The sequence below is a fragment of the Acinetobacter sp. YH12200 genome, from assembly GCF_013418175.1.
Lineage (GTDB): Bacteria > Pseudomonadota > Gammaproteobacteria > Pseudomonadales > Moraxellaceae > Acinetobacter > Acinetobacter pseudolwoffii.
In genome coordinates this window covers 47,410-71,990 of record NZ_VPCO01000010.1, presented here as the reverse complement: position 1 = coordinate 71,990, position 24,581 = coordinate 47,410, and the positions used below count along the sequence as shown (strand labels likewise).

General features: G+C 42.8%; 23 protein-coding genes. 5 read left to right on the top strand and 18 right to left on the bottom strand.

Annotated features, from left to right (window positions below):
• Positions 1-20: 20 nt before the first annotated feature.
• On the top strand, positions 21-1,181 hold the full coding sequence (locus FTU90_RS08535) for a hypothetical protein (protein ID WP_035337723.1): 1,161 nt from the start codon (positions 21-23) through the stop codon (positions 1,179-1,181).
• Positions 1,182-1,213: 32 nt separating this feature from the next.
• Positions 1,214-2,062, top strand: a complete 849-nt coding sequence (gene thiM, locus FTU90_RS08530) for a hydroxyethylthiazole kinase (RefSeq protein ID WP_180072322.1) — start codon at positions 1,214-1,216, stop codon at positions 2,060-2,062.
• Positions 2,063-2,636: 574 nt separating this feature from the next.
• On the opposite strand, the gene FTU90_RS08525 is transcribed toward thiM, so the two are convergent.
• Complete coding sequence (locus FTU90_RS08525) at positions 2,637-4,160, bottom strand: TerC family protein (protein WP_180049081.1); 1,524 nt, start codon at positions 4,158-4,160, stop codon at positions 2,637-2,639.
• 739 nt (positions 4,161-4,899) lie between these two features.
• Here FTU90_RS08525 and FTU90_RS08520 point away from each other — a divergent pair.
• Entirely contained in the window at positions 4,900-5,364 is a 465-nt protein-coding gene (locus FTU90_RS08520) for a MarR family winged helix-turn-helix transcriptional regulator (RefSeq protein ID WP_005097294.1), read from the top strand.
• A 76-nt stretch (positions 5,365-5,440) separates the two neighbouring features.
• Here the strand turns inward: FTU90_RS08520 and FTU90_RS08515 are convergent, their stop codons facing one another.
• The 5 genes from FTU90_RS08515 to FTU90_RS08495 form a co-directional block, all read right to left on the bottom strand.
• On the bottom strand, positions 5,441-6,103 hold the full coding sequence (locus tag FTU90_RS08515) for an SOS response-associated peptidase family protein (RefSeq protein ID WP_180072320.1): 663 nt from the start codon (positions 6,101-6,103) through the stop codon (positions 5,441-5,443).
• A gap of 83 nt (positions 6,104-6,186) precedes the next feature.
• Complete coding sequence (locus FTU90_RS08510) at positions 6,187-7,635, bottom strand: aldehyde dehydrogenase family protein (RefSeq protein WP_100329611.1); 1,449 nt, start codon at positions 7,633-7,635, stop codon at positions 6,187-6,189.
• Between the two features lie 127 nt (positions 7,636-7,762).
• Positions 7,763-9,928: a malate synthase G gene (locus tag FTU90_RS08505; RefSeq protein ID WP_180072318.1), complete on the bottom strand. Its 2,166-nt coding sequence runs from the start codon at positions 9,926-9,928 to the stop codon at positions 7,763-7,765.
• A gap of 371 nt (positions 9,929-10,299) precedes the next feature.
• Positions 10,300-11,445 (bottom strand): cell division protein ZapE, encoded by a 1,146-nt coding sequence (gene zapE / locus FTU90_RS08500; RefSeq protein ID WP_100329613.1) that lies wholly within the window; start codon positions 11,443-11,445, stop codon positions 10,300-10,302.
• An 84-nt stretch (positions 11,446-11,529) separates the two neighbouring features.
• Complete coding sequence (locus FTU90_RS08495; RefSeq protein ID WP_005097302.1) at positions 11,530-12,537, bottom strand: AraC family transcriptional regulator; 1,008 nt, start codon at positions 12,535-12,537, stop codon at positions 11,530-11,532.
• Positions 12,538-12,678: 141 nt separating this feature from the next.
• Between FTU90_RS08495 and FTU90_RS08490 the strand changes: the two genes are divergently transcribed.
• Both FTU90_RS08490 and FTU90_RS08485 read left to right on the top strand, forming a co-directional pair.
• A complete protein-coding gene (locus FTU90_RS08490) occupies positions 12,679-14,178 on the top strand; it encodes an NAD(P)/FAD-dependent oxidoreductase (protein ID WP_005097304.1) in 1,500 nt (499 codons plus the stop codon).
• A 68-nt stretch (positions 14,179-14,246) separates the two neighbouring features.
• Positions 14,247-15,155, top strand: coding sequence for a lysine exporter LysO family protein (locus FTU90_RS08485; RefSeq protein WP_180072316.1), 909 nt, complete (start codon positions 14,247-14,249; stop codon positions 15,153-15,155).
• A gap of 114 nt (positions 15,156-15,269) precedes the next feature.
• Here the strand turns inward: FTU90_RS08485 and FTU90_RS08480 are convergent, their stop codons facing one another.
• The 12 genes from FTU90_RS08480 to gspK form a co-directional block, all read right to left on the bottom strand.
• Complete coding sequence (locus tag FTU90_RS08480; protein WP_180072314.1) at positions 15,270-15,506, bottom strand: hypothetical protein; 237 nt, start codon at positions 15,504-15,506, stop codon at positions 15,270-15,272.
• 405 nt (positions 15,507-15,911) lie between these two features.
• Positions 15,912-16,592 (bottom strand): orotidine-5'-phosphate decarboxylase, encoded by a 681-nt coding sequence (gene pyrF / locus FTU90_RS08475; protein WP_005097309.1) that lies wholly within the window; start codon positions 16,590-16,592, stop codon positions 15,912-15,914.
• Between the two features lie 36 nt (positions 16,593-16,628).
• Positions 16,629-16,988, bottom strand: a complete 360-nt coding sequence (locus FTU90_RS08470) for a lipopolysaccharide assembly protein LapA domain-containing protein (protein WP_074383247.1) — start codon at positions 16,986-16,988, stop codon at positions 16,629-16,631.
• A 23-nt stretch (positions 16,989-17,011) separates the two neighbouring features.
• Positions 17,012-17,317 carry an integration host factor subunit beta gene (locus FTU90_RS08465; RefSeq protein ID WP_005097312.1) on the bottom strand — a complete coding sequence of 102 codons (306 nt, stop codon included), beginning with the start codon at positions 17,315-17,317 and terminating at the stop codon, positions 17,012-17,014.
• 163 nt (positions 17,318-17,480) lie between these two features.
• Positions 17,481-19,160, bottom strand: a complete 1,680-nt coding sequence (gene rpsA / locus FTU90_RS08460) for a 30S ribosomal protein S1 (RefSeq protein WP_005097313.1) — start codon at positions 19,158-19,160, stop codon at positions 17,481-17,483.
• A gap of 110 nt (positions 19,161-19,270) precedes the next feature.
• Positions 19,271-19,954 (bottom strand): (d)CMP kinase, encoded by a 684-nt coding sequence (gene cmk, locus FTU90_RS08455; RefSeq protein WP_005170422.1) that lies wholly within the window; start codon positions 19,952-19,954, stop codon positions 19,271-19,273.
• A 17-nt stretch (positions 19,955-19,971) separates the two neighbouring features.
• Positions 19,972-20,403, bottom strand: coding sequence for an SRPBCC family protein (locus FTU90_RS08450; protein ID WP_005097315.1), 432 nt, complete (start codon positions 20,401-20,403; stop codon positions 19,972-19,974).
• A gap of 55 nt (positions 20,404-20,458) precedes the next feature.
• Positions 20,459-20,974 (bottom strand): tRNA adenosine(34) deaminase TadA, encoded by a 516-nt coding sequence (gene tadA, locus FTU90_RS08445; RefSeq protein WP_100358124.1) that lies wholly within the window; start codon positions 20,972-20,974, stop codon positions 20,459-20,461.
• A gap of 7 nt (positions 20,975-20,981) precedes the next feature.
• Positions 20,982-22,103, bottom strand: a complete 1,122-nt coding sequence (locus FTU90_RS08440) for an enoyl-CoA hydratase/isomerase family protein (protein WP_005097318.1) — start codon at positions 22,101-22,103, stop codon at positions 20,982-20,984.
• A complete protein-coding gene (ung, locus tag FTU90_RS08435) occupies positions 22,100-22,813 on the bottom strand; it encodes a uracil-DNA glycosylase (RefSeq protein ID WP_005097319.1) in 714 nt (237 codons plus the stop codon). Before ung ends, FTU90_RS08440 begins: the two co-directional genes overlap by 4 nt.
• A gap of 46 nt (positions 22,814-22,859) precedes the next feature.
• Positions 22,860-23,456, bottom strand: a complete 597-nt coding sequence (locus FTU90_RS08430) for a 6-carboxytetrahydropterin synthase (protein ID WP_005097321.1) — start codon at positions 23,454-23,456, stop codon at positions 22,860-22,862.
• A 153-nt stretch (positions 23,457-23,609) separates the two neighbouring features.
• Positions 23,610-24,578, bottom strand: coding sequence for a type II secretion system minor pseudopilin GspK (gene gspK / locus FTU90_RS08425; RefSeq protein WP_005097322.1), 969 nt, complete (start codon positions 24,576-24,578; stop codon positions 23,610-23,612).
• Positions 24,579-24,581 lie beyond the last annotated feature (3 nt).

The window sequence follows — 24,581 nt, the reverse complement described above, 5'->3', positions numbered from 1 at the left end:
TTCTAAAGTTGCTCGCGCCCATGGTATTCAGTGTTCTGCAAAAACAGCTTGATGAAAGCACCCACTGCCCGCTATGTAAGGCATCGATGTATTGGATTGAGGCGGAACAGTATGATCAGGAGATGAGTTACCATGAATGCAGCCATTGCCAGCATCAGCTTCATCCGGATCAAAAAAATAATTGTTATTGCGCACAGTGTCTGGCCCAGCGTAAACGCATGCTCAAGGAAGTCCGTTTACAGGAAAATCGTCTCTATCATAAAAAACAGGACCGGCCGGTTCCTGAGCTCAATCAGCTCAGTTTTATCAATAAACTGTTTTTACTTTCGATTTTAGATGAACAAGTACAGGAATATAGCCAGCACCGCGAATATATCGACTGGCATCATATTCGCTATTTTTCCATCAGTCCGAATTATCTGTTTCAACATGGTCTGATCAAAAATATGCTCAGAGAACAGATTTTAATTCCCAAAGATGTGCAACAGGAAAATCAGCACTATTATATTAATGTACGTCTGGATGGCTATTCTGAACCGAGCCTGTTCAGCATTACCCAGCAACTACGCAACTGGTTTTATCAGAACCTGAGTCAAGGTGTGCCCTTTAAAAGTGCAGATGAAGTCAAAGATGCCCTGTATTGTCTGCTATATGAGGAGATCATTCAGTTTGCGCAATTTTACTGTCGTAGCTGGAATGTGCAGATTGCCGGAAATCAGAGCTTTCAGACCTTTTGCTATCGCCTTTTAGATGTCTTGGCAGTGGGACAGATTTATTATCTGGTACAGACCGCACTGGAATATCTATATAAGCAAAAAGCGCTTAAGCCACGCAATGAAAATTTTATTAATACCAATCTGCTGAAAAAAACCTTACAACAGTATCGGGAACGTTCTGTCACGGAAAAATGGGAAACCTCTACCCTGCCACGCCCGCCACAACTGGCCTTCAGCAAGATGAGTGAAATCCTGTTTTATCGCTTCCTGGGTTATGATGAGAATATTTTCTTTCAGCCGGTCTGGCGCTCATGGCATAAAATTGAACCGCGCCTGAAATTTTATTCGCAGAAACGTTGTATGCACTGCGGTTCACAGGAGCTTTCGGTGGATTATGATGCCAGTGACTATGTCAGCCTGTTCTGCCGTAGCTGTAAGCATCAGGACCATTATTTTACCCGCTGAGCGAAGATACGACTTAGATTCCTTTTTGACAGATGATCATTATGAATACTTCTACGCAAGCACTACAGCACACGCTTCTGGATCAAATCTGCGAGGCATGGTTAAAGTTACAGCAACATCAGCCATTGGTGCATATCATGACCAATGCCGTGGCCAGTAATTATGTGGCCAATGTGGTGCTGGCTGCCAATGCTTCCCCCGCCATGATCGATAATCCTTTTGAGGCCGAAAGCTTTGCCAAAATTGCAGCTGCGATCAATCTCAACCTGGGTACGCCGACCACCGAACAAGTACAGGCCATGCATATTGCTGCAGAAACGGCACATCGTCTGAAAAAACCATGGGTACTGGATCCGGTTGGTTATGGAACGGTACTGCATTGGCGCTCGAATACGGTAGATCAGTTGCTCAATTCCCATCCGACAATTTTACGGGGCAATGCCTCTGAAATTGGTGCTTTGGCTGGCAAGCGGATCGAATCCAAAGGTGTGGACAGTACCATCAATAGTGCCGATGTTTATTTACAGGCACAAAGCTTATTGGCGCATTGTGACTGTGTCGCGATTTCCGGTGAATCTGATTACATCATTTCCAGAGATTATCCGGTAATACAGGTATCAGGCGGATCATATTTACAACCGCGAGTCACGGCCACCGGTTGTGCACTTGGTGCACTGATTGCAGCCTATAGTGCTGTAAGTTCTCCCGCAATCGCAGCACTCGCTGCACATGTGCATTTTGCAATTGCAGGTCAACGGGCTTTTGAACGTGCGCCACAGCTTAGCAGTTTTAATGTGGCTTTTTTGGATGAAGTCCATCAACTTAATACTGAAAGCATCCGACAATACGCCAACTTTCAAATTTTGCCGGGAGCAGTTTAGTTTGCTAGCAGCTTTAAGGGGTGTTTGCAGGTTTGCATAGACCTGACACCCCACTTTTAGCTGTACATCGCTCACATTTTCTACTAATCTCTGAAGAGATAGGTTGTTTCTGAATCCTACGCTGAAACTATTTTGAGCATAATCGGTGGTTAACTGAACAGGCTTCATATAACTTAATGTAATTTATCTACCGATTTCCGCCAAAGAGATCAAAATTTTGTTTGATCTGTTTTTGCATGATCCAACTGAAATCATGTGAATTATAATTTAATTATCCAGCAGGATTTGAATGTTACTTTTAAGCTTTAATTAACAGGCTCTATTGATCAATATCCAGTATGTGATTCTGCTTATGCTACATTACGAATCTGGCTTTTAGACTTAAAACTCTAGTGCAATATCAAGCCATTCAGCTCAATATCCAACTTGAAGGATAGTCTGCATCGAATGATAAAAAATCTGTCTGAACAATGACCTCACTTTGTTTTAATAAGGACAATTGAGAAAAGATGCATTAAAAAAAGTCAGCTGCCACTAGAGCAACTGACCTTCAAGATTTGAACAAAGCAAGTGTTTAAGCCGCGTAATGAATACTGACTGATTTGATACGATTGCTTTCAATTTCAGTGACTTTGAACTGTACACCTTGATAATCCAATTCAGTACCGACTTCGACCACACTGTTGGTTTTATCCAGAATCAGACCCGCAACACTGATATAACCAGCATCTTCATCAATCAGATCAATCATGCCGAGTTCAAGCTCAAGCTGATACAGATCCAGCATACCTGAAGCGATCCAGTGGGAATCGTCAATTCTGACCAAATCAAGTTGTTCGTCTGCATCCGGGAACTCACCGGCAATGGCTTCAAATACATCTAGTGGTGAGATCAGACCCTGTACATTACCAAACTCGTCGCTCACCAAGACCAAAGAGCCTTTAGAGGTACGCAAAGTATTGATCGCATCAATAACTTTCATCTTTTCAAAGATATAAATTGGACGATGGCGTTTGATCAGGGCTTTTAACTCTTCCGGTTCTTCCAGCACATCCAGTAATTCCTTGGCACGTACGATGCTAATCACCTTATCCAGGCTGCCACGACATACCGGAAACAGGCTGTGGGGAACAGATAGAATTCTTTCACGGATCTGTTCCGGGCTATCCTCTAGATCGACCCATGAAATCTGACTGCGCGGTGTCATGATCGAAGCGACTGAACGCTCTGCAAGGGTCAATACCCCGCCAATCATGTAACGTTCTTCATCTGCAAAGGCTTCTTGAGCTTCATTTTTGTCAGTATCAGTGGTTTCCAGCTTGCCGCCCATTAACTTCAAAATGGAATCAGCCGTACGATGACGCAAAGGAATCTTAGATTCATGCTTTGCTGCATTACGCTGGCCGAACTGGTTGAACGCTTCGATCAAGATCGCGACACCAATACCCGAATAGATATAGCCTTTTGGAATGTGGAAACCAAAACCTTCTGCAATCAGACTGATACCAATCAAAAGCAGGAAGCTTAGACACAGAATCACCACGGTTGGATGACGGTTTACAAAATTGGTCAATGGTTTCGATGCCAGTAGCATTACACCCATCGCAACAATCATTGCAGCCATCATGACGTAAATATTGTCGACCATACCAATTGCAGTAATCACTGAATCTAAAGAAAATACAGCATCTAAAACCACAATTTGGGCAACAACAGCAGTGAAACTTGCATAAACCACCTTAGTGGTCAATTTGACTTCAGGCTTACCTTCTATCTTTTCATGTAACTCTGTGACGGCTTTATACACCAAGAACAAGCCACCAAATAACAAGATCAAGTCCCGACCAGAGAAGGTCCAGTCAAACAGGGTGATCAGCGGCTGAGTCAAAGTGACCAGCCAAGCAATGGCAAACAACAGGCCCAGACGCATCAATAATGCGAGTGAAAGACCGATGACACGAGCTTTATCACGTTGTTCAGGAGGAAGTTTTTCAGCCAGAATGGCAATAAAGACTAGGTTATCAATACCTAAAACGATTTCAAGAATAATAAGAGTAATTAAACCTACCCAAATTCCGGGATCTAATAAAAATTCCATTAGAGAACTACCCCGTTCGAGTAAGCTAGAAATAGAGATGGAAGATCAACGCACGGCGAGGGATCCATTAAATTTAACCTATGTAACTTAAGACCATTCCATTATGCATAAACTGAGTATTTTGTAATGTATTAATTTATAAAAAAATTACATGATTATGATTTTCCTTAGACTTTTTTCATTAATCAGTGTGTATAAAACGCATTAAACTTAATTTTTTCTTCACAAATTATTTTACTTTAATTAAAAATATGCAGTAATTACCATTCATTAGCTCAACCACTTTTAAAGTGAACTAAAAATTCAGCCATCAAATATATACCGATTAAAAAAGCAATCAGTTAAAATAGGGCTTGAATTTTTTGATGGGGAAATTCCTCCGCATAACTGCATAGATCCATCAGCAAAATTGTCTGGTTGATTAAAATCAGAGTGATTGCATTTTGGCCGATAAGCGAATCATGCTGTCGAATGACAAACCATTGCGGAAAATGATTCCGCCTCAGAAATATACAATTAAGTATTAATTTTACACAAAATATTATTGCCTTTCATCCGATTTAAAATGGCCATTCTCTGTCCTGAATCAGCGCATATGCAGAACTGCTCGACTTCTGAGGCTATTAAGAAAAACTAAAAAGTACAATCTCTTTAACATTTTTAAAATAAAGGTTGAAACATGCATAAACTTTTTCATAAAATGGACGGGCCCTAGAAAAATAAATACAAGGAACATTTCATGACTAAGAAATATGCAAAATTTTTACCGTGTACGGAAGAATTTAATTTAGAAAACTTTCCCTATTATTGGGTTACTCAGGTTCATGCTCAATATGTACTTAATGTCGATCACGCACTTAAAAAATATGGTGTCGACAATTCGCGCCGCCGTATCCTTCTTGCCTTAAAATCCAAACCGCATGCGAGTGTATCCGACTTATCAGAGATGGTCGTATCTAAAATGTCGACCACCACTAAAATTGTTTATCGCTTAAAAGATGAGGGTCTGGTTGAGACTTATTCATGTGAAGATGATGCACGAATTACCCGGGTATTTTTGACCGAAAAAGGCATGCAAATGACACATAAGATCAATGATCTGACCAATATAGTACTAGAGCAGTCATTTGAAGGCTTGACGCCTTTGCAAATTGAAAAAACCATGGAAAGTTTACGTCATATTTTTAAAAACCTGGCTCGTTAAAAGCCCTACTTTTTATTTTTAAATAGACGCTGGCGAATTGGCATACTTTCAATAATAAATAATTCACCGGAGCTTTCTAAGAATCAAAAAAGTTCAGTTGTGGGCTGGCTTTTTTGATTTTTTCTTTGGGGACATGTGAACATTCAAACTCTTCTTCCGGAAAGCCGTGTACAAAACTCCGAATATCCGGATGACTCAGTGTCAGCCATTCTTGTAGTCGCTCATGCGGAATTACGATCACCGAACGTTTGATATTTCCAGGCTCATGAAATTCTTTCATCATCGGATGGTCAATGGCATCCATGGTGATCATGCTGGCAGATCGTACAATTTCCCCTTGTACTCGTGTAATCTCATATACTGCCGCAATAAAAGTCGCCTGACCATCTTGACGTCTTATACCCCAACGCTGTGGTTTATTGTCAAAATATTTGGACTCATAAAACTCGGCAACAGGAATGACCCCAAAATGACATTTGGCAGTGGCTTCAGTAAAGGTTGGCTTTTGCAATAAAGTTTCATTTCTGGCGTTATAGGTCTTGGTAGCTATACTTTTATCTTCTGCCCATTTTGGAATCAGGCCAAAATTTACCAACCGCCATTCCAGTCCTTGAGCTGAATGAAATAACAGCGGTGTAGCATAATTGGGATAGACCTCTTCCGGATATTCAAAGGGAATTTCGGGCAACCCCAGATTATGCAATTGTTCTAAGCTTAAAGGTTTAAAGTTGGCACACATGGCGGATTAATGTAAATCATTCGACCACTCGATTATAACCTGATGTCTGAGCCAAACCTGTAATATTGATATAGATTTGAGTATCATGAATTCGGTATAGTCAACCAGTGTGTCCGGGTAAATTCCTCAAAAATCCAGCGACCATTAAAACGTCCGAGTCCTGAGTTTTTCTCGCCGCCAAAGGGTGCATTAGACTGATCTGCAACACTGATCCCGTTAATATGGGTCATGCCAATATCCAGTTGTGCCGCAAAAGCGCTGCCGCGTTCGATATTTGATGTACAGACTGCACTGGACAAACCGAACTCTGTTGCATTGGCCAGATTTAAAGCATGGGCCTCATCACGTGCTTTTAAGATCGGTAAAATCGGACCGAAGCTTTCTTGTTGTGCTAAATCAGAATCGGCTGCGACGTTAATGAAAATATGCGGATAGACCAGATTTCCTTCAATTCCGCCCTCATATACCAGCTGTGCGCCCTGCTCGCTGCCTGTCTGAATGATCTGTTGATGCTTTTTGACCTGACTCCGATTAATGATCGGCCCGATGATGGTATCTTCCAGATTCGGATCGCCCACTGGAATCATTTTGACCCGATCCAGAAGCTTATCCACATAAGCATCATGAATAGATGCATCGATAACAACCCGATTGGTGCTCATGCAAATTTGTCCCTGATGCATAAAACGCCCCATCAAGGTCAGTTCAACCGCCAGATCAAGGTCGGCATCATCCAGAATCACCAAGGGTGCATTGCCGCCCAGTTCCAGTGCCAAACGTTTGATTCTGGAACTGGCCAGAGCTTTACTGCCGACACTTTTCCCCACTTCAGTCGAGCCGGTAAATGAAATCATTTTTGGCACTGAATGCTCGACAAAATAATCCCCGATTTCACTGCCAGCACCGGCAATAATATTCAATGCACCCGGAGGCAAACCGGCTTCTTCAAATAATTTCCCGATTAATGTACCGCCAGTCACCGGCGTATCACTGGCTGGTTTCAAGACAACCGTATTGCCACAGGCAATCGCTGTCGCCACTGAACGCAAGGACAGATGAAATGGAAAGTTCCATGGGCTGATGACTGCAATCACGCCTAAAGGTTTACGCAAGACCAAACTTTTCCGTACTGGATCTTTGCTTTCGAGCTGTTCAGTTTTCAGCTGATCTGGAAATGCCAGACTTTCGTGAATAATCCCCAAGGCAGCATCTACCTCAAGGCCGGCTTTAATGCGCGTACTGCCTGATTCAATAATCAGCCAGTCAATGATTTCTGCACGGCGCTGCTGAATAATATTAATTAAATTTTGCAATACTGTTTTACGGACTTCAATGGAATTCAAAACACCCTGTTGAAAAGCCTGTTCTGCTGCCGTATACGCACTGTCTACATCGACAGAGCTGGCAGCTGCAAGACTCATAATTTCGGTTTGGGTAAAAGGATTGATATTTTTTATGATTTTGGTTGAAGTTCCATGTTGCCACTGACCATGAATAAACTGCTGGTCTAAGTCCTGATATACCGTCATCATTTTATTGTTCCTCGCAAGCTTTGCTCCACTTTAAGAGTTCAACTGAAAAATTTCTAGTCAGAAAGACAGCCGCTTACCATTAGACAATAAAAAAGCCTCCGAAGAGGCTTTTTTAAGTTAGACGGGATTAGTCACCTGTATAACCTTTTAACTTTAAACGTGCTGCATGTAAAAGTGGCTCGGTATAACCTGATGGCTGTTCACCACCTTTAAAGATCAGGTCAGACGCTGCCTGGAATGCAATATTGTTGGCAAAGTCTGCAGACATTGGCGTATACAACGGATCATTGGCATTTTGCTGATCTACAATTTTCGCCATACGCTGCATCACTTCTTCTACTTGCTCACGGCTTACCACACCATGACGCAACCAGTTCGCCACGTGCTGTGAAGAAATACGTAGAGTCGCACGGTCTTCCATTAACCCGACATCGTTGATATCGAGTACTTTAGAACAACCTACACCTAAGTCTACCCAGCGAACCACATAACCCAAGATCCCCTGACAGTTATTTTCAAGTTCTTTGGTTTTCTCTTCTTCAGACCAGTTAGTGTCTGTTGCTAATGGTGGCGTTAACAAGTCATCTAGTGACAAGGCTTCAGTTGCCAATAACTCTTGCTGACGATCCGCAACATTAATCTGATGATAGTGAATCGCGTGAATTACCGCACCTGTTGGTGATGGCACCCATGCACAGCTCGCACCTGCTTCCGGATGTTCAGTTTTGGTTTTATACATGTCGAGCAACATATCTGGTTTTGGCCACATGCCTTTACCGATTTGCGCTTTGCCACGTAAACCTGCTTGCAGACCGATCATCACGTTACGGTTTTCATAAGCCGGGAACCAGATCTGACCTTTGACTTCGCCTTTACGTACGAATGGGCCTGCTTCCATAAAGGTATGGATTTCGTCACCGGTACGGTCCATGAAGCCTGTATTGATGAAAATAGTACGGTCTTTGGCTTGTGCAATACAGTTCTTCAGGTTTACAGAAGTACGGCGCTCTTCATCCATAATCCCGATTTTTAAAGTTTTTGCAGGCAAACCCAGTACCTGTTCCGCACGTTCAAACAATTCAACGGCAAATCCCACTTCTTCAGGACCATGCATTTTTGGTTTAACGATATACATTGAACCTTGACGCGAGTTCTTGATGGTATTTTCACCTTTGATGTCGGCAAAAGACAACAATGGTGTAATCAAGGCATCCATGATGCCCTCAAAAATCTCTGCACCATCGACCAAAATGGCAGGGTTTGTCATCAAATGACCGACATTACGCAGCAACATCAATGAACGACCATGAACCTTGGTTTCACCACCTTCCACATTTTTGAAAGTACGGTCTGCATTCAGTGTACGGGTAACTGTTTTACCATTTTTCTGAATGGACTCTTCTAAAGTGCCTTTCATCAGACCTAACCAGTTACGATAGCCTTCCACTTTTTCTTCAGCATCAACCGCTGCAATCGAGTCTTCCAAATCCTGAATGGTGGTAACTGCAGCTTCAAGAACTACGTCTTTTACGCCAGCGGCATCAGTCTGGCCAATCGGGCTCGTTGCATCAATTTGCACAATAACGTGCAGACCGTTATTTTTAAATACGATTTCAGTCGGTGCTGACGCTTCGCCATTGAAGCCAACAAATTTAGCGCTATCCGCAACAGTCGTTGTAGAACCATCTTTTAATGTTACAACCAGTGCGTTGCCATCAACTGCATATTGAGTTGCGTCTGCGTGTGAACCTTGTGCCAATGGGAAAGTTTCGTCAAGGAAGTTTTTCGCAAATGCGACAACTTTCTCACCACGTTTCGGGTTATAGCCTTTACCTTTTTCCGCGCCATCTTCTTCAGAGATCACGTCGAAACCATAAAGTGCATCGTAGAGAGAACCCCAACGTGCGTTGGCTGCGTTGAGGCAGTAACGTGCATTACGTACCGGTACCACCAGCTGTGGGCCGGCCAATACGGCAATTTCTTCGTCTACATTTTCAGTGCTGATTTGAAAATCTTCTACTTCTGGTAACAAGTAGCCAATTTCAGTCAAGAAAGCTTTGTAAGCTTGTAATTCAAATGTGTTATTGCGGTGCCATTCATCGATTTTCGCTTGAATGTCATTACGCTTAGCCAAAAGTGCTTTATTTTTAGGGCTAAGATCAACAACGACTTGTTCAAAGTTTTTCCAGTAAGTTTCACTATCCAAACCAGAACCTGGTAGTGCTTCATTTTCGATAAAATCGTAAAGTTCTTTAGCAATCGCTAACTTGCCTTTTTGAATACGTGCAGTCATTGTCTTTCCTGATATTGCTACTTTTTATACAAGAGATTCTAGTATACCGATTAAAATCTAGCTGAATAGTATTATCAAATTGCTAAATACTGAGCATTTTTCATAATATGAGTACCCTCATAAACATATCAGACGTCGCTCAGCCGCATTGAGATATCATTCTGCTAAATACCCTAATGACAGTGTATAAAGTTTTCGAAATGTAGAAATTAGACTTAAGTTCAGATTTTCGAGTAAAAATTATGCATTCTAGTTATACACGATCATATTTAGATCAAGATTAAGCCATGTTTGGCCCTAATTGTCGATCATTTACCTGCTTATTTTTATAAAAAAGCGCCGGTCAATGACCAGCGCTTTTATTCTGCTTCCTACTCACTCGAGATAGTTTTCTGAATCTGACGATGTTCAGAATTCAGATATTCATCCGACTGCATTTCCAGCAAACGTGAACGCGTCCGTTCAATTTCAAAGACCAGTTTTTCACCCTGGTAAATATCAACAATATTGTCTTCCGAGGTCAATAACAGTTTGACACCACGGTCATAGAACTCATCGACCAGATAAATAAAACGGCGCGTCCCATCATTGAGGAAATCGGTCAGGTGCGGCACATTACTGACTAAAACCGTATTATAAATATTGGCAATTTCAATAAAGTCAGCCGGGCTACGTGGTTTCAGACACAGCTCAGAAAACTCGCACCACAATACATCTTCGGTATGTGACACAGTTTCCACAATACGGTTATTGATGATAATCGGCTCTTCAGAGCAGGTTTGCGTCTGAGTCAAAGCGCTGAAACGTTGCGCAATCCAGTTTTTATGATCATGGGTTAATGGGAATTTGAATAACTGCGCCTGTTTTAATACGCGTAAACGGTAATCGACGCCGGCATCGACGTTTAACACCACACAGTTTTTCTTGACCAGTTCAATCGTCGGCAGGAAACGGTCACGATGAATCCCGTTTTTATACAAACCATCTGGGGCAATGTTCGAAGTTGCAACCAAAGTAATCCCGCGTTCAAACAGTTTCTGGAACAGATCACTCAGAATCATGGCATCGGTGACATTGGATACAAAGAACTCATCGAAACAGATAATCACCGCGTCTTTATAAATCTGATCCGCGACCAGATCCAGCGGATTACGCTGCCCAGAGAGCTTATTTAATTCACGATGCACATGCTGCATAAAGTGGTGAAAATGCATCCGGGTTTTACGGCGAAATGGAATCGAATCATAAAACTGATCCATTAACCAGGTTTTGCCACGACCGACACCACCCCACATATACACGCCATTGGGAGAAGTCTGACGGCGAAAACGGCGAAAGGCTTTTTTCGAGGCCTTAAAACGCTGAATCAATTCCAGCCAGACACGATTCAGTTCATGTACTGCCATTGCCTGTGCATCATCAGGCATAAACTGTCCCGAAGATATCGCTTGTGCATAACGTTCTGCAGGAGAAATCGGACTAAAGGCGGTGCTGTGCTGTGAATTAAAATCGGACATAGAGTTTCGTACTATTTGGGATCAATTTAATTATAGCGGAGTTTAATCAACACACTATAACACTTTGGCATAAACAAGCTTAGGCTATTTCACATATTGCCGAGGGCTTTGCCCAAACCAGCGTTTAAAGGCATGGTTAAAAGCAGCCGGCTCGGAATAGCCCAACAACTCAGCAATCATTTCAATTGAATACTGTTTATATTCAATCAATCGCAAAGCTTTATCTTTAATAATGTCTTCGCGAATCTGTTTATAACTGGTATCACACTGCTGTAACTGATGCCGCAAGGTTCGCTCCGGAATATTTAGCGCCTGCGCAGTTTCGGCCATGCTCGGCATCAAACCACTTTGTATTTCCAGATAATCCTGAACGCGCTGCACCACTGTCGGTGTCTGCTCATCCTGTTGCAAACGTTGCAATTCAGCAAAACACTTGGCTTCATACAGCGCAAAGGTCACCGTATCCGCAGACGGAATTTTAATATCCAGAACTGCTTCATCAAACCAGAATGCCGCACTTGGTGCATCGAACTGAACCTGTGTCCCATAATAATCATGATAGACCTTTAAGGTATTCGGCTCTTGCGGATGGGCAAATGGTAACTCGATCCGTAAATCAGGTTTGGACAGGCCCATCATTTTGTAGATATCACGGATAAACTTGAAAGTTCCCGAAATCTCCGCCTGTGCCAGCAACACACCCAGACCATCTTCCAGATTTTTCGGTCGATAACACAACGCGCTATGATGCTCGCTTTGTTGCAAACCCAATTGTCCTGTCAAATGCGTCAACTGTTGAAAGCGGATCACCTGATGCAGCGCATCACGTACCGTCGGACTGGTAACCAGTAACATCAACAACGGACCATAACCTGCCAATGCATAATGCTGGCCAATCAATAATCCCTGCTCAGCTTCGATTTCCTGCCCTACCACCTTAAGTACATCATGTTCCAGACTCGGATGAATAATCGAGCCAGGATCAAAGGCATCGACACGCAGTCCAATGTTTTGCAGCTTCTGATCGACGTCTATGCCCGCCTTGCGCATACCTTGAATCAAATACATCAGACTGAGAACAGAACGTTTCATAACCATACAAATACAATGTGATAGTCTTAGTTGTACTATAAAAATAAGTGTACTGCTATTGCCGTTTAGATCAATTTTAGGTCTAATCTTTTATCAGTGAATGATGATAATAATCTCTTATTAAAATAAGCAAGGAATGCAATGATGCTGGAAAATACAAGTGCCACCCGCTCGCCACCCTTTACCAAAGTCGCCATTATTGGCGCCGGTTTTGGCGGTATTGCCATGGCAATACGTTTACAGCAGCAAGGCATCCATGATTTTATTCTGCTGGAAAAAGGCCATGAATTTGGTGGAACCTGGCGAGACAACCAGTACCCTGGCGCAGCCTGTGATGTGCAGTCACATTTATATTCCCTCTCATTCGCTCCGAAAAGTAACTGGTCAAAACGCTATGCCGAAGCACCCGAGATATTTTCCTATATTCAGGATCTGGTAAACGATTATAAGCTGCGTGCGTTCTGCCGCTTAAATACTGAAGTCCTTTCAGCGCATTACCAGGCAGAGCGCTGTCTGTGGCAATTGCAGTTACAAGATCAAAGTATCCTGGAAGCCCAATTTGTCATATTTGCTTCAGGGCCTTTACATATTCCCCAGATTCCACCTATCCCCGGTATTGAGAAGTTTCAAGGGAAAGTCTTTCATTCTGCACAATGGGATCATGCTTATGATTTAAATGGCAAAAATGTCGCATCGATTGGCACAGGTGGCAGCGCCATTCAATATGTTCCGGAAATTGCCCCACAATGCAAACAACTCTATGTCATGCAACGTACTGCAGCCTGGATCATTCCTCGCGATGAACGTGTCTATCACCCTCTCGAAAAGACACTATTTGAAAAATATGACTGGTTCCGAAAACTGCACCGTGCCCGCTTATATTGGTCAAATGAATCGCGGGTCATCCCCATCGTTAAACCCGGAATCATGAAATACACCCAGAAACTGGCAGAACTGTTCATCAAATACCAGATTAAAGATCCTGAGTTAGCTCAAAAACTCACTCCGGATTACATCATGGGTTGTAAACGTATTCTGGTTTCCAATAGCTATTTCCCGACTTTTAACCGCAGGAATGTAGAACTGGTGACTGAAAAGATTCAGGAACTTACTGAAAATAGCATCATTACCCAAGATGGTCAGGAGCGGCCAATTGACTGTCTGATTTATGGCACCGGGTTCATTACCGATCCACGCATCTATATGAAGAATTTTCAATGTACTGGGCTGGATAATCTACAGCTCAATGAGGTCTGGAAACAGGGGGCTGAAAGTTATTATGGAATTTGCATGAAAGGTTTCCCAAACCTGTTTCAATTACTGGGCCCAAATACCCTATTGGCACACAACTCTGTGATTTTTATGATTGAGGCACAAGTTGACTATATCTTGCAGCTCATGCAGCGGGTCGATCAATCACATAGCGATGCCATTATGGTCAAAGAGCAGGCGCAAGATACATTTAATCAGCAGGTGCAACATATGTTTGAACAGACCGTATGGCAATCTGGCTGTGTCAGCTGGTATCAGCAGGAAGGTGGCAAGAATTTTGCCCTATGGCCGACTTATACCTGGAAATACTGGCTGAAAACCAAGAAACCCAATACCGCAGATTATCGATTATTCAATAAAGTTAGCTAAAAGCTTTTCACCATCTAGCATCAAGCGATGGCATAATTTAAAGATAATTTTTTCAATCTATTAAACTTATGCAATCGCTTTGGCTCATCTTTCAGCTTCTTCTCTGTTTGGCACTCGGTTTTGCTTTGGCGAAACGGATTCCAGTATCGCTGATTAAAATCTGTTTCAAGCTCTTACCTTATTTTAGCTATGTGTTACTGATTGCGATTGCCTTTGAATTCTCACAGCTTGTGGATGAATTACAGCATCCCCTACAGATTCTGAGTACATCCATCAGCATTGCCTTTCTGACATCACTCGGCGCTTTTGCTATTTGCTATTTGCTGTTCAAGTGGGCTGGTTTTCTTCCCAGTTCAGGCAGAGTATCCCTTGATCTGGTAATTAAATCCTTAGTGAATATGAGTTATGCTTTTTTGGCACTCGCAGGCGGATACTTTTTACATGCTGGCTTGAGTCTGTTTGATCTGTCCTTGCACATTAGCACCTGGCATTTGTTACTGATATTTATGTTTTTCATTGGTTTAGATCTGGCTTATTCGCCACTGGATCGTTCCTGGTTAAATATCAAAATTCTTCTTGTTCCGAGCGGTTGCATCTTCGGTTCATTATTCGCAGTTATGCTGTATTCATTCTGGAACACACAGATTGGCCTGAAAGATTTGATCATGCTGTCACAAGGCTATGGATTTTACTCAATGTCAGGCGTTGTCGTGACAGAACTCAGAAATGCAGAACTTGGCAGCATTGCACTAATGAATGACCTGTTTAGAGAAATTTTTGCCATCTTACTGATGTATTGTATGGGCTGGAGATATCCAAGATCGGCCATTTCCGCAGCGGGTGCAACTGCAATGGATGTGACTTTACCGATGGTTAAGCAGGCATGCGGTCACGATTTTATTCCGCATGCTATGGTCAGTGGATTTATTTTGTCACTGTTAGCACCAGTCATGGTGAGTGTACTGGCAGCGATTTAATTGCTTTATTGCTTTCTCAATCTCCCTAAGTCTTTCTTTTCTAAAGAGGAACTTTCCTTCCTGACTAAGTTCTAAAGCAGGATTTTAAAACGAAGCACAAGCAAGAAAGGCTGACTAAAAACTTAAATCAATATCACTTAAGGCATCGCCTACTGTTTCAATAACATCCGAAGCAAGGCTGATGGCATCAGATGCCAAACTGACCACATCGATCCCCGTTGTCCAATCTGCTGAGCTTGCCTGCTGTTGTTGCTGTTCTTGTTGCCTAAGCTGTTCCGCCTGTTGAACATGTTGAACATGTTGAATCACGTCATTATGTTCTTTTTCTAATTGTGGTTCAGATGAAGTCATCATTTTTCCTTTTTATTTTATAACCATTTTTTTCAATATATAAAAAAAGCCTTTCGACTGAAATAATGCCAATCAGTTAAGGAATTGATTAGCATTTTCTTTTTCAAATTCATGATTATATCTGATAGATAGAAAAGTCATCCGCAACTGTTTGAGGCAGGACTACATTTAAAAATGATTGTTTCTGCGACAAATTTACTAGTCGATGGTGGCTGACGAGTTTTGCGGATGACAAATGCCTTTGGTTACTTTGGGCGAAACCAAAGTAACAAATAATTTACAAGAATTTGATTTATAACATTAATACTCCGACGTGAATGACTAAAAAATTAAAGAGTCTATTTCTAAACTCCTTAACTGATCAGCATTATTTCGACTGAAAGGCTTTTTGTCATTCAAACCATATTAAAGCGTTGCCAAAATATCTTTTAAAGTCTGACGCATATTCTTAGACTGGGTAATGGGACGGCCAATCACCAGATGAGTCGAACCATCCAGCATCGCCTGTTTCGGTGTCACAATACGCTTCTGATCATCGGCATTTGAACCTTCAGGACGAATACCGGGTGTTACCAAAGCAAAGTCTTGGCCTAATGTTTCACGTAACATTTTTGCTTCTTGAGCTGAACACACCACCCCGTCCAGGCCACTGTTTTTGGTCAGTTGAGCCAGACGCTTGACATGTTCATTTGGCTCAATATCCAGACCAATATCTTTGAGGTCTTCACGACCCATTGAAGTCAGCACTGTCACAGCAATGAGTTGAGTTTTATAGTTGCCTGCTTGTAAACGCTCCACACAGGTTTCCATCATTTTTCGGCCACCAGACGCATGTACATTCACCATCCATACACCCAAATCAGCTGCCGCGCAGACTGCCTGTGCAGTCGTATTTGGAATATCATGAAATTTCAGATCCAGAAATACATCAAAACCTTTGTCTTGAAGTGCTCTGACAATGATTGGACCTTCATGGGTAAATAACTCTTTGCCCACTTTTAGTCGACACAAGGCAGGATCTAGCTGTTCTGCAATGGCTAAGGCATCAAATTGGCTTTTGGCATCTAGTGCAACAATGATACTCAAGAGATTATCCCTTCAAATAGGCAAAAAATAAGCCCATTATAATGGGCTTTGATTTTCATTGGTAATATCTAATACAGTTTTTTCATGCCGGGTATGGGCTGCTGCTTCAGCGGCCATTAACTTGGCTGTATTCAACTGTTCCTTACGCAGATGTTCAATGTCTTTACGTAATCGCTTGATTTCCCAATTGGTCTGGAAAACCCGGAAGATTTGAACGCCCAATAACAGGCCTAACACGACGCCTAGAGATAGGGTAAGGAGCAGCAATAATCCTAGACGCATTGCAGGAACTTGAGTAAATAACAAGTCCACGGACAATTCGGTACCATTTTGCAAAACCAAAGCCAATGAATAGCCAAACAGCACCAATAAAAGAACGACCAGAACGTAACGCATGAACACCCCGTAAATATTTACAATTATTTATTTGCAGATTCGTTTACAGCATCCCGAAGGGCCTTACCTGGCTTAAAGTGCGGAACTGCTTTTGCAGCCACTTCTACAGATTTACCAGTTTTAGGGTTACGACCCACGCGTGGCTCACGATGATGCAATGCAAAACTACCAAATCCGCGAATCTCGATACGATTGTCAGATGATAAAGCTTCTATCATTTGATCAATCATAATTTTAACCGCTTCTTCCACTAAAGGCTCGGCCAAATGCGGATTTTTTAATGCAATGCGCTCTATTAAGTCAGACTTATTAAGTGCTTCAGTAGTCATCTGCGACCTCTTTAATTATCAAGCTACTTGGGATCTATTTCCCGATAATAACCTGTTTAAATACAAAACGGTAGCGCAATAATTAAATACTACGCTACCGTTTACAGTATTTGTATAAAAAGTATTAGTTAACTTACATTAACAATACAATTCAAACGTCTACTTAGTTGCCCATTTGAGCTTTGATCAGGTCACCAATCGTCTTAGGACCATTGTCTTGACCAGCAGCTGGCGCTGTTTTCAAGTTAGCAACTGCTTCTTTCTCTTCAGCTTCGTCTTTCGCTTTGATAGACAAGTTGATTGCGCGAGATTTACGATCAACGTTGATGATCTTCGCTTCCACTTCTTGACCAACTTCAAGGAACTTAGTTGCATCTTCAACGCGATCGCGGTTGATTTCAGATGCTTTCAGAGTCGCTTCAACTTCGTCAGCCAACTTAACAGTCGCGCCTTTCGCATCAACTGCAGTTACAGTACCTTTAACCAACGCACCGCGTTCGTTAGCAGCAAGGAAGTCATTGAACGGATCGTTGTTCATTTGCTTGATGCCAAGGCTGATACGGTTGCCTTCAGCGTCTACAGAAAGGATAACCGCTTCAACAGTGTCGCCTTTCTTGTAACGACGAATCGCTTCTTCGCCTTGTTCGTTCCAAGAAATATCAGACAAGTGAACTAGACCGTCGATACCGCCTGGTAAACCGATGAAGATACCAAAGTCAGTGATAGATTTGATCGTACCAGAAACTTTTTCGCCTTTGTCGTGGTCTTTAGCAAACTCTTCCCATGGGTTAGCACGAGTTTGTTTGATACCAAGAGAAATACGACGACGCTCTTCATCAACTTCAAGAACCATAACATCAACTTCATCACCGATCTGAACAACTTTAGATGGGTGGATGTTTTTGTTCGTGTGATCCATTTCTGAAACGTGTACTAAACCTTCAACGCCTTCAGCAATTTCAGCGAAACAACCGTAGTCAGTCAGGTTAGTTACGCGCGCTTTAACGATTGAACCTTTAGGGTAACGGTTCATGATCGCTAACCATGGATCTTCGCCAAGTTGTTTAAGACCTAGAGAAACACGGTTACGCTCGCGGTCGAACTTAAGTACTTTAACAGTAACTTCTTGACCCACTTCAACAACTTCTGAAGGATGCTTGATGCGTTTCCAAGCCATATCAGTGATGTGAAGAAGACCGTCAATACCGCCAAGGTCAACGAATGCACCGTAGTCAGTAAGGTTTTTGATCGTACCAGTAACAGTTTGACCTTCTTCAAGCTGAGCAAGAAGAGCTTCACGGTCAGCTGAAGATTCAGCTTCCATAACAGCACGACGTGAAACAACAACGTTGTTACGTTTAGCGTCAAGTTTGATTACTTTAAATTCTAACTCTTTGCCTTCTAGGTGAGTCGTATCACGAATAGGACGAGTATCAACTAAAGAACCTGGAAGGAACGCACGTACTGGACCGATGTCAACAGTGAAACCGCCTTTAACTTTACCAGAGATAACACCAGTAACGATTTCGCCGTCTTCAAAGATTTTTTCAAGTTTAGTCCAAGTCTCAGCGCGTTTAGCTTTTTCGCGAGAAAGAACAGTTTGACCCATACCGTTGTCAAGCGCTTCAACAACTACGTCTACAGTGTCGCCAACTTGAACTTCAAGTTCGCGCTGTTCATTTAAGAACTCAGCACGGTCAACAACGCCTTCAGATTTAAGGCCAGTGTCAACAGTTACCCAATCAGAGTCAATGCTTACTACAACGCCCTGGATAACTGCACCCTTTTCAACGTTGAGGTTTAATTCACTTGCTTCAAAGAGGGCTGCAAAAGATTCGGTCATGATATTTCCGATAAAGTCAGCGGTCTTGGATCAGACAAGGCCGGTTTAATTAAGCATCTACATAGTCCATATAAAACTGATCAAGCTATGCGTTTGCTGATAAAATCAGGTTAATTGGCTAACTGCTGGTCCACATAAGTGGTCATCAACTGGAATACCTCATCAATGTTCAAATTTGAACTATCGATAATGTAAGCATCGTCGGCAGGCTTGAGTGGAGCGACAGTGCGTTCCATATCTCGTTTATCACGCGCGATGATATTAGCTAAAATATCGTTTATTTTAACATCCAGCCCCATACCCTGCAACTGCTTTACACGTCTTTGCGCGCGCGATTCAGCCGATGCAGTCAAATATATTTTAGCCTGAGCTTGCGGGAAGATACTTGTGGCCATATCGCGGCCATCTGCCACCAGACCAGGTGCCTGTGCAAAAGCATGTTGACGTGAAACCATTGCCATTCTAAGCTCAGGAATTGCAGCAACTTTTGAAGCAAATTCTCCGACGCGTTCAGTTCGAATGGTCTGGGAAACATCTTCGCCATCCAAGTACACCTGCACCCCGGTTTCGCTACTGACAAACTGGATATCCAGATTTGTTGCGATTTGTACGCATTCTGGCAACTTAATATCCATTAAATCCAGTAAATCATGGTGATGCAATGACAAACCCAAAAGTCGGTAGAGCGCGCCAGAATCCAATAAGTGAAACTGATAATGTGCAGCCAGTTTTGCTGCCAACGTGCCTTTGCCAGACCCACTTGGACCATCAATGGTAATAATTTGAACTGTCATTGCTTTCCCGTTGTTGTTTAAACAGATTTTGCGAGTTTCGTCAGGCCTAGTTTAATCGCTGCCTGTAACTGTGCAAGAATTAATTTACTCACAAAAGGCGCACGCGCCTGTAATTCAATCGTATAGGTGACCAGGGTTTTATCATCGGCCAGCGCTTCAAATTCGATAATCCCCAGATGATGCTTGATCAATGGATTTTTAATAATCTGATATTCAATACGAGCATTCGGCTCAAACAATGTAATCTGTTCTTTCAGCGGCTTGAGCGGCCCCACCCCCATAGCACGCACCGAACCTAGTCCATCCGGATGTTCAGCATCTGCAGAATCCTTGATTCGTTCAACCTGCATCGGCGCAAAGGCAATATTATAGGTGGCATGCTTAGACATTAAATCAAAGACTTCATCAATCGATGCCGGAAATTCTTTTTTTACTTGAATGCTATGCATTATTTTTCCTGAAATTATAGATTCGAAACTAAGGAATTTTAGCGATAAAGTAGATTTATTTCTGCGTATTTAATAATTTTTCTTGTAACCTGAGTTGCCGCTTCTGCTCACGACGCAACTTGAAAAATGCACTAAGCTGTTCGGAGCATTGCTGCTGCATGCAGCCTGCTTCAAAGGAAAATACATGATTATAATAGCCCGTTTCAAATAATTGACGTGCACTGACCAGTGAACCCGCTTTCGCTTCAAATGCGCCAAATACTACCCGTGAAACCCGTGAATGTACCAAAGCACCAACACACATGGTGCACGGCTCAAGGGTTACATACAGCACTGCATCGTCAGGTAGTCGATAATTCTGGATATTTTGACAGGCATCACGCAGCGCCACAATCTCGGCATGCGCGGTCGGATCATTTAAGGAAATCGGCGCATTAAAGCCCTGACCAATGATCTGATTCTGACTAACAATAATCGCACCCACCGGAATTTCGCCCTGTGCGGCAGCAAGTGCAGCCTGCGCATAGGCAAGCTGCATCCAGTATTCATGACTCAATTGTGTTTCGGACATGTAAGACTTAAATCACACCATACTGTTTTAACAAGGCATTCCAGCTTTCAATATTGGTCACCGGAGGGTTTGCAGACAAAATACCTTTTAAGCTCATATCTGCACCCTTTTTCCATGCAGGAGAAAGGTCTTTATCCACCAGACGCGCGCGTACCCCCTCAACGAAATCATGATGACGGATTTTCCAGTCAGAAATCTGGGTTTCCAGTTCAAAAATTTCATTCCAGGAATGTACCTGTTTACCCCATTGCCAGAGCAACCAGGTCAATGCAGCTGTAGTTGGTGAACCTTTTTGCAGATTTTCACTGGCTTGACGCAACCAGTCACTGCGCGCATCACTCAGACCGATAATCGATTCATAATCATGCTCGAAGTTGACACCACGACAAACACTATGAATCACATCCAGAGAGTTTTGCAGTGGTCCTGGCCCTACCGGACGATGCATACTATTTAAAGTGTCATCAATGGCACGGAAGTCACCGGCAGGATAATGATCCCAGTCAATATTAATCACTTTATCTAAAACTGAATCACGCTGTGCATCACAAATATGTGTTGCCCAGCCAATCCCATAAGCACCTGCAGCGGTCATGATTGAACCGGTCAAGCCGGTAAATAAACCAATCGCGCCCCGATCGGCCAGGAAGCGAGTTGCACCCACATCGGGATATAAACCGATATTGATTTCAGGCATCGCCAAACGCGAATACGGCGTCACTAAACGGAAAGGTGCCGCCATAAACAGACCAAGGCCCCCACCCATCACATAACCTTCACCCCAGACCAAAACCGGTTTGGCATAATTATGCAATAACAGATCCAGCGCATATTCCTGTTCAAAAAACTTATTGGCAGCCGCCACTTCATCGTTAATGACCAGTTGACGTAATTTACGCACATCGCCGCCGGCACAGAATGCTTTCGGTGTGGTTGAATCTAACCAGATCGCTTTTACGCTGTCATCCGTATGAAAATCCTGAAATACTTCCAAAAGTGCAGAAGCAATCGATTCATCCAGAGCATGCAAAGACTTTGGACGATTTAAACGAACGATACGCCAGCCATTATGCGCTTCTTCAACGATCAAATCCGGATGATAAGTTTTATTAAGGGGAGAATATGTCATGCGTCCAGCTGCCAATCTATAGGCTCAATGCCATGTTGTTTGAGATAGTTATTCGATTTTGAAAATACTTTACAACCAAAAAAACCACCACGGTTTGCGGCCAAAGGCGATGGATGTGCGGCCTTTAACACAAGATGCTTGTCCTGATTGATGCGCTGTCCTTTACGCTGTGCGTATGCGCCCCAAAGAATAAAGACAATATGTTCACGCTGCTCATTTAAAACATCAATGACGTGATCGGTGAATTCTTCCCAACCGCGCTTTTGATGCGAAGTCGGCTGACCTGCTTCTACGGTCAGTACTGCATTTAACAGAAGCACACCCTGCTCCGCCCAATGCGTCAAGTCACCATGCTTTGGTCGTTCAACCCCGACATCCGCATGTAACTCGTGGAAAATATTACGCAAAGATGGCGGCAATGCAACCCCTTTTTGCACCGAAAAGCTTAATCCATGCGCCTGATTCGGGCCATGATAAGGATCTTGCCCTAAAATGACTACTTTAACCCGATCGAGCGGCGTGGTATTCAAGGCATTAAAAATCAGATGATTGGGAGGATAAATTGTTTTATCTGCTTTTTTTTCTTCAACCAGAAAAGCTTTTAATTCGTCCATTTTCGGACTGAGTAAAAACTCACTCAATCCATATTTCCAGCTTTCATCCAACTGAACCTTATTCAGTTTGGCCAGTTGCTGTTCATTTAAAGACATTCTTCAATCCTAAATCTATGTCAATGGATTTCAAGTCACGCAGACTTTAAATCTGTACCTGTAAATCTACAGTCGGGTTATGAAATGCTGTGCCCTGTTTCAGCTTGTTCAACATGTCCGGATCGGTCCATTCAGCTTGCACCTGTTCAGAAAACTCAATTTGATCCAGACTCAGAATGCCCATCTGTTCATTTTGAATATCTTCTAAAAAGCTTTGTGCATAACCGGTATCGGTTTCATGCATAATCACAGAATAGACTTCGACATCACCTTCGCCATTTTGAGTCACGGTCGATGCCAGCACTTGTTGCGCCAGAAAGAAAAAGATACGTGAAAACTGCTCTGCCGATGGTGATACCGGTAACGACACCCACCGCGCACTGAAAGTTTTGCAAGCCTGAATATATTCCGGGTCGTCATTTTGCCAGAAACAGATCGCATGATCGAAAGAATCAAAGAAATCCTTAATCACACCTTTAAGCAGACCAAAGTCATAGACCATTTGCCCATGATCTAACTTCGAGGCTTTTAACAGTAGCTCGACTTTATAACTATGGCCATGGATTGAACGCTTACAGCGATCTGACGTGCAGTTACGCACAATATGAGCATTCTCAAACTTAAATAACTTACGAATTAACATATGCCGTAATGTCGTCAAAAAATAGGTGAATTGATTTTGATTATAAAGCAAAACTACAGCTTTGAGGATTAATTTTGCTGTTCAGCCTGATAGGGAAAAGGGATCAAGCTGCTGTTCAGATTTAGACTAACGGTATAACTGAATAAGCCCTGACTAAAAGGGTTCCATACTGCGATAAGCCACATATACCTGTTTGTCCTGACGAACCAGATCACTACTGAACTGGCGCTTGCGTTCACTCAAGACCACTTCGATCTGAGCTTTAAAATAATTGGATTGCACTCCGAGCAGGCTATTAAACAGATTACGCTTGGCAGCATCGACTTGCGCAAACGGTTCGAGTGACCATAACTCAGACACATTAGAAAAGTGTTCCAAATTGGCCTGTCGCTGATCCAGCAATTGCTGTACCGCATTCACATCCAGTTTTTCATCCATACTGGCTAAAAGAAAAGCAGATGCTGTATTAATATTGACCGGACTTTCCTGCATCGGTGCAGCACTCAGATAAGGTGCTATCAGTTTGTACTTATTTTCTTCAAAACCACGTACCAGCTTTAATTCCTCTACGCTATGAAATTTTGCATTCGGTGGTAAAGCGGCATTCGGTAAGCCTTGATAATAATTAGATTCGGCACCCATACCTCCACTCACCAGCTCGTTTTCATCCTGCCAGTCAATTACGGCTTCACTGAGCTGCGCTGGCAAACCTGCACGTTTTAAAATCAGCTCGAACCATGCTTTGGCATTTTCATTGACGCTATCTTCAGCAGTGATCAGGCTATTTAAATTAAACTTGCCCGATTCATCCTGGATGATTCCGGAAACATAGCCGTCATCGACCGGAAAAGCCGGCATCGGCTGCGCCCAGGTTTCCTGTAGATGATCAACCTCTGCGGCATTTTCAGCATCATCCACCAGTAATTCAGAAAAAAAGGCTTCGGCACTTTTGGCATACATCAGCGACTGATTTTGCCGCATCAGATAGGCGGTACTTTCAGCAGTTGCAGCCTGACGCTGGGCAATCGTGGCTGCCAGAATAGTCGCCAATGCCACCATCACCAGAATGGTAATCAGTGCAATGCCCTGCTGCTGCTTCAGCCTCTGTTTATTCATTTTCATTTT

Coding starts and splice junctions, on each gene's coding strand:
- FTU90_RS08535 (WP_035337723.1), top strand. CDS start 21: ATGGTATTCAGTGTTCTGCAAAAACAGCTTGATGAAAGCACCCACTGC.
- thiM (WP_180072322.1), top strand. CDS start 1,214: ATGATCATTATGAATACTTCTACGCAAGCACTACAGCACACGCTTCTG.
- FTU90_RS08525 (WP_180049081.1), bottom strand. CDS start 4,160: ATGGAATTTTTATTAGATCCCGGAATTTGGGTAGGTTTAATTACTCTT.
- FTU90_RS08520 (WP_005097294.1), top strand. CDS start 4,900: ATGACTAAGAAATATGCAAAATTTTTACCGTGTACGGAAGAATTTAAT.
- FTU90_RS08515 (WP_180072320.1), bottom strand. CDS start 6,103: ATGTGTGCCAACTTTAAACCTTTAAGCTTAGAACAATTGCATAATCTG.
- FTU90_RS08510 (WP_100329611.1), bottom strand. CDS start 7,635: ATGATGACGGTATATCAGGACTTAGACCAGCAGTTTATTCATGGTCAG.
- FTU90_RS08505 (WP_180072318.1), bottom strand. CDS start 9,928: ATGACTGCACGTATTCAAAAAGGCAAGTTAGCGATTGCTAAAGAACTT.
- zapE (WP_100329613.1), bottom strand. CDS start 11,445: ATGTCCGATTTTAATTCACAGCACAGCACCGCCTTTAGTCCGATTTCT.
- FTU90_RS08495 (WP_005097302.1), bottom strand. CDS start 12,537: ATGAAACGTTCTGTTCTCAGTCTGATGTATTTGATTCAAGGTATGCGC.
- FTU90_RS08490 (WP_005097304.1), top strand. CDS start 12,679: ATGATGCTGGAAAATACAAGTGCCACCCGCTCGCCACCCTTTACCAAA.
- FTU90_RS08485 (WP_180072316.1), top strand. CDS start 14,247: ATGCAATCGCTTTGGCTCATCTTTCAGCTTCTTCTCTGTTTGGCACTC.
- FTU90_RS08480 (WP_180072314.1), bottom strand. CDS start 15,506: ATGACTTCATCTGAACCACAATTAGAAAAAGAACATAATGACGTGATT.
- FTU90_RS08470 (WP_074383247.1), bottom strand. CDS start 16,988: ATGCGTTACGTTCTGGTCGTTCTTTTATTGGTGCTGTTTGGCTATTCA.
- FTU90_RS08465 (WP_005097312.1), bottom strand. CDS start 17,317: ATGACTACTGAAGCACTTAATAAGTCTGACTTAATAGAGCGCATTGCA.
- rpsA (WP_005097313.1), bottom strand. CDS start 19,160: ATGACCGAATCTTTTGCAGCCCTCTTTGAAGCAAGTGAATTAAACCTC.
- cmk (WP_005170422.1), bottom strand. CDS start 19,954: ATGACAGTTCAAATTATTACCATTGATGGTCCAAGTGGGTCTGGCAAA.
- FTU90_RS08450 (WP_005097315.1), bottom strand. CDS start 20,403: ATGCATAGCATTCAAGTAAAAAAAGAATTTCCGGCATCGATTGATGAA.
- tadA (WP_100358124.1), bottom strand. CDS start 20,974: ATGTCCGAAACACAATTGAGTCATGAATACTGGATGCAGCTTGCCTAT.
- FTU90_RS08440 (WP_005097318.1), bottom strand. CDS start 22,103: ATGACATATTCTCCCCTTAATAAAACTTATCATCCGGATTTGATCGTT.
- ung (WP_005097319.1), bottom strand. CDS start 22,813: ATGTCTTTAAATGAACAGCAACTGGCCAAACTGAATAAGGTTCAGTTG.
- FTU90_RS08430 (WP_005097321.1), bottom strand. CDS start 23,456: ATGTTAATTCGTAAGTTATTTAAGTTTGAGAATGCTCATATTGTGCGT.
- gspK (WP_005097322.1), bottom strand. CDS start 24,578: ATGAAAATGAATAAACAGAGGCTGAAGCAGCAGCAGGGCATTGCACTG.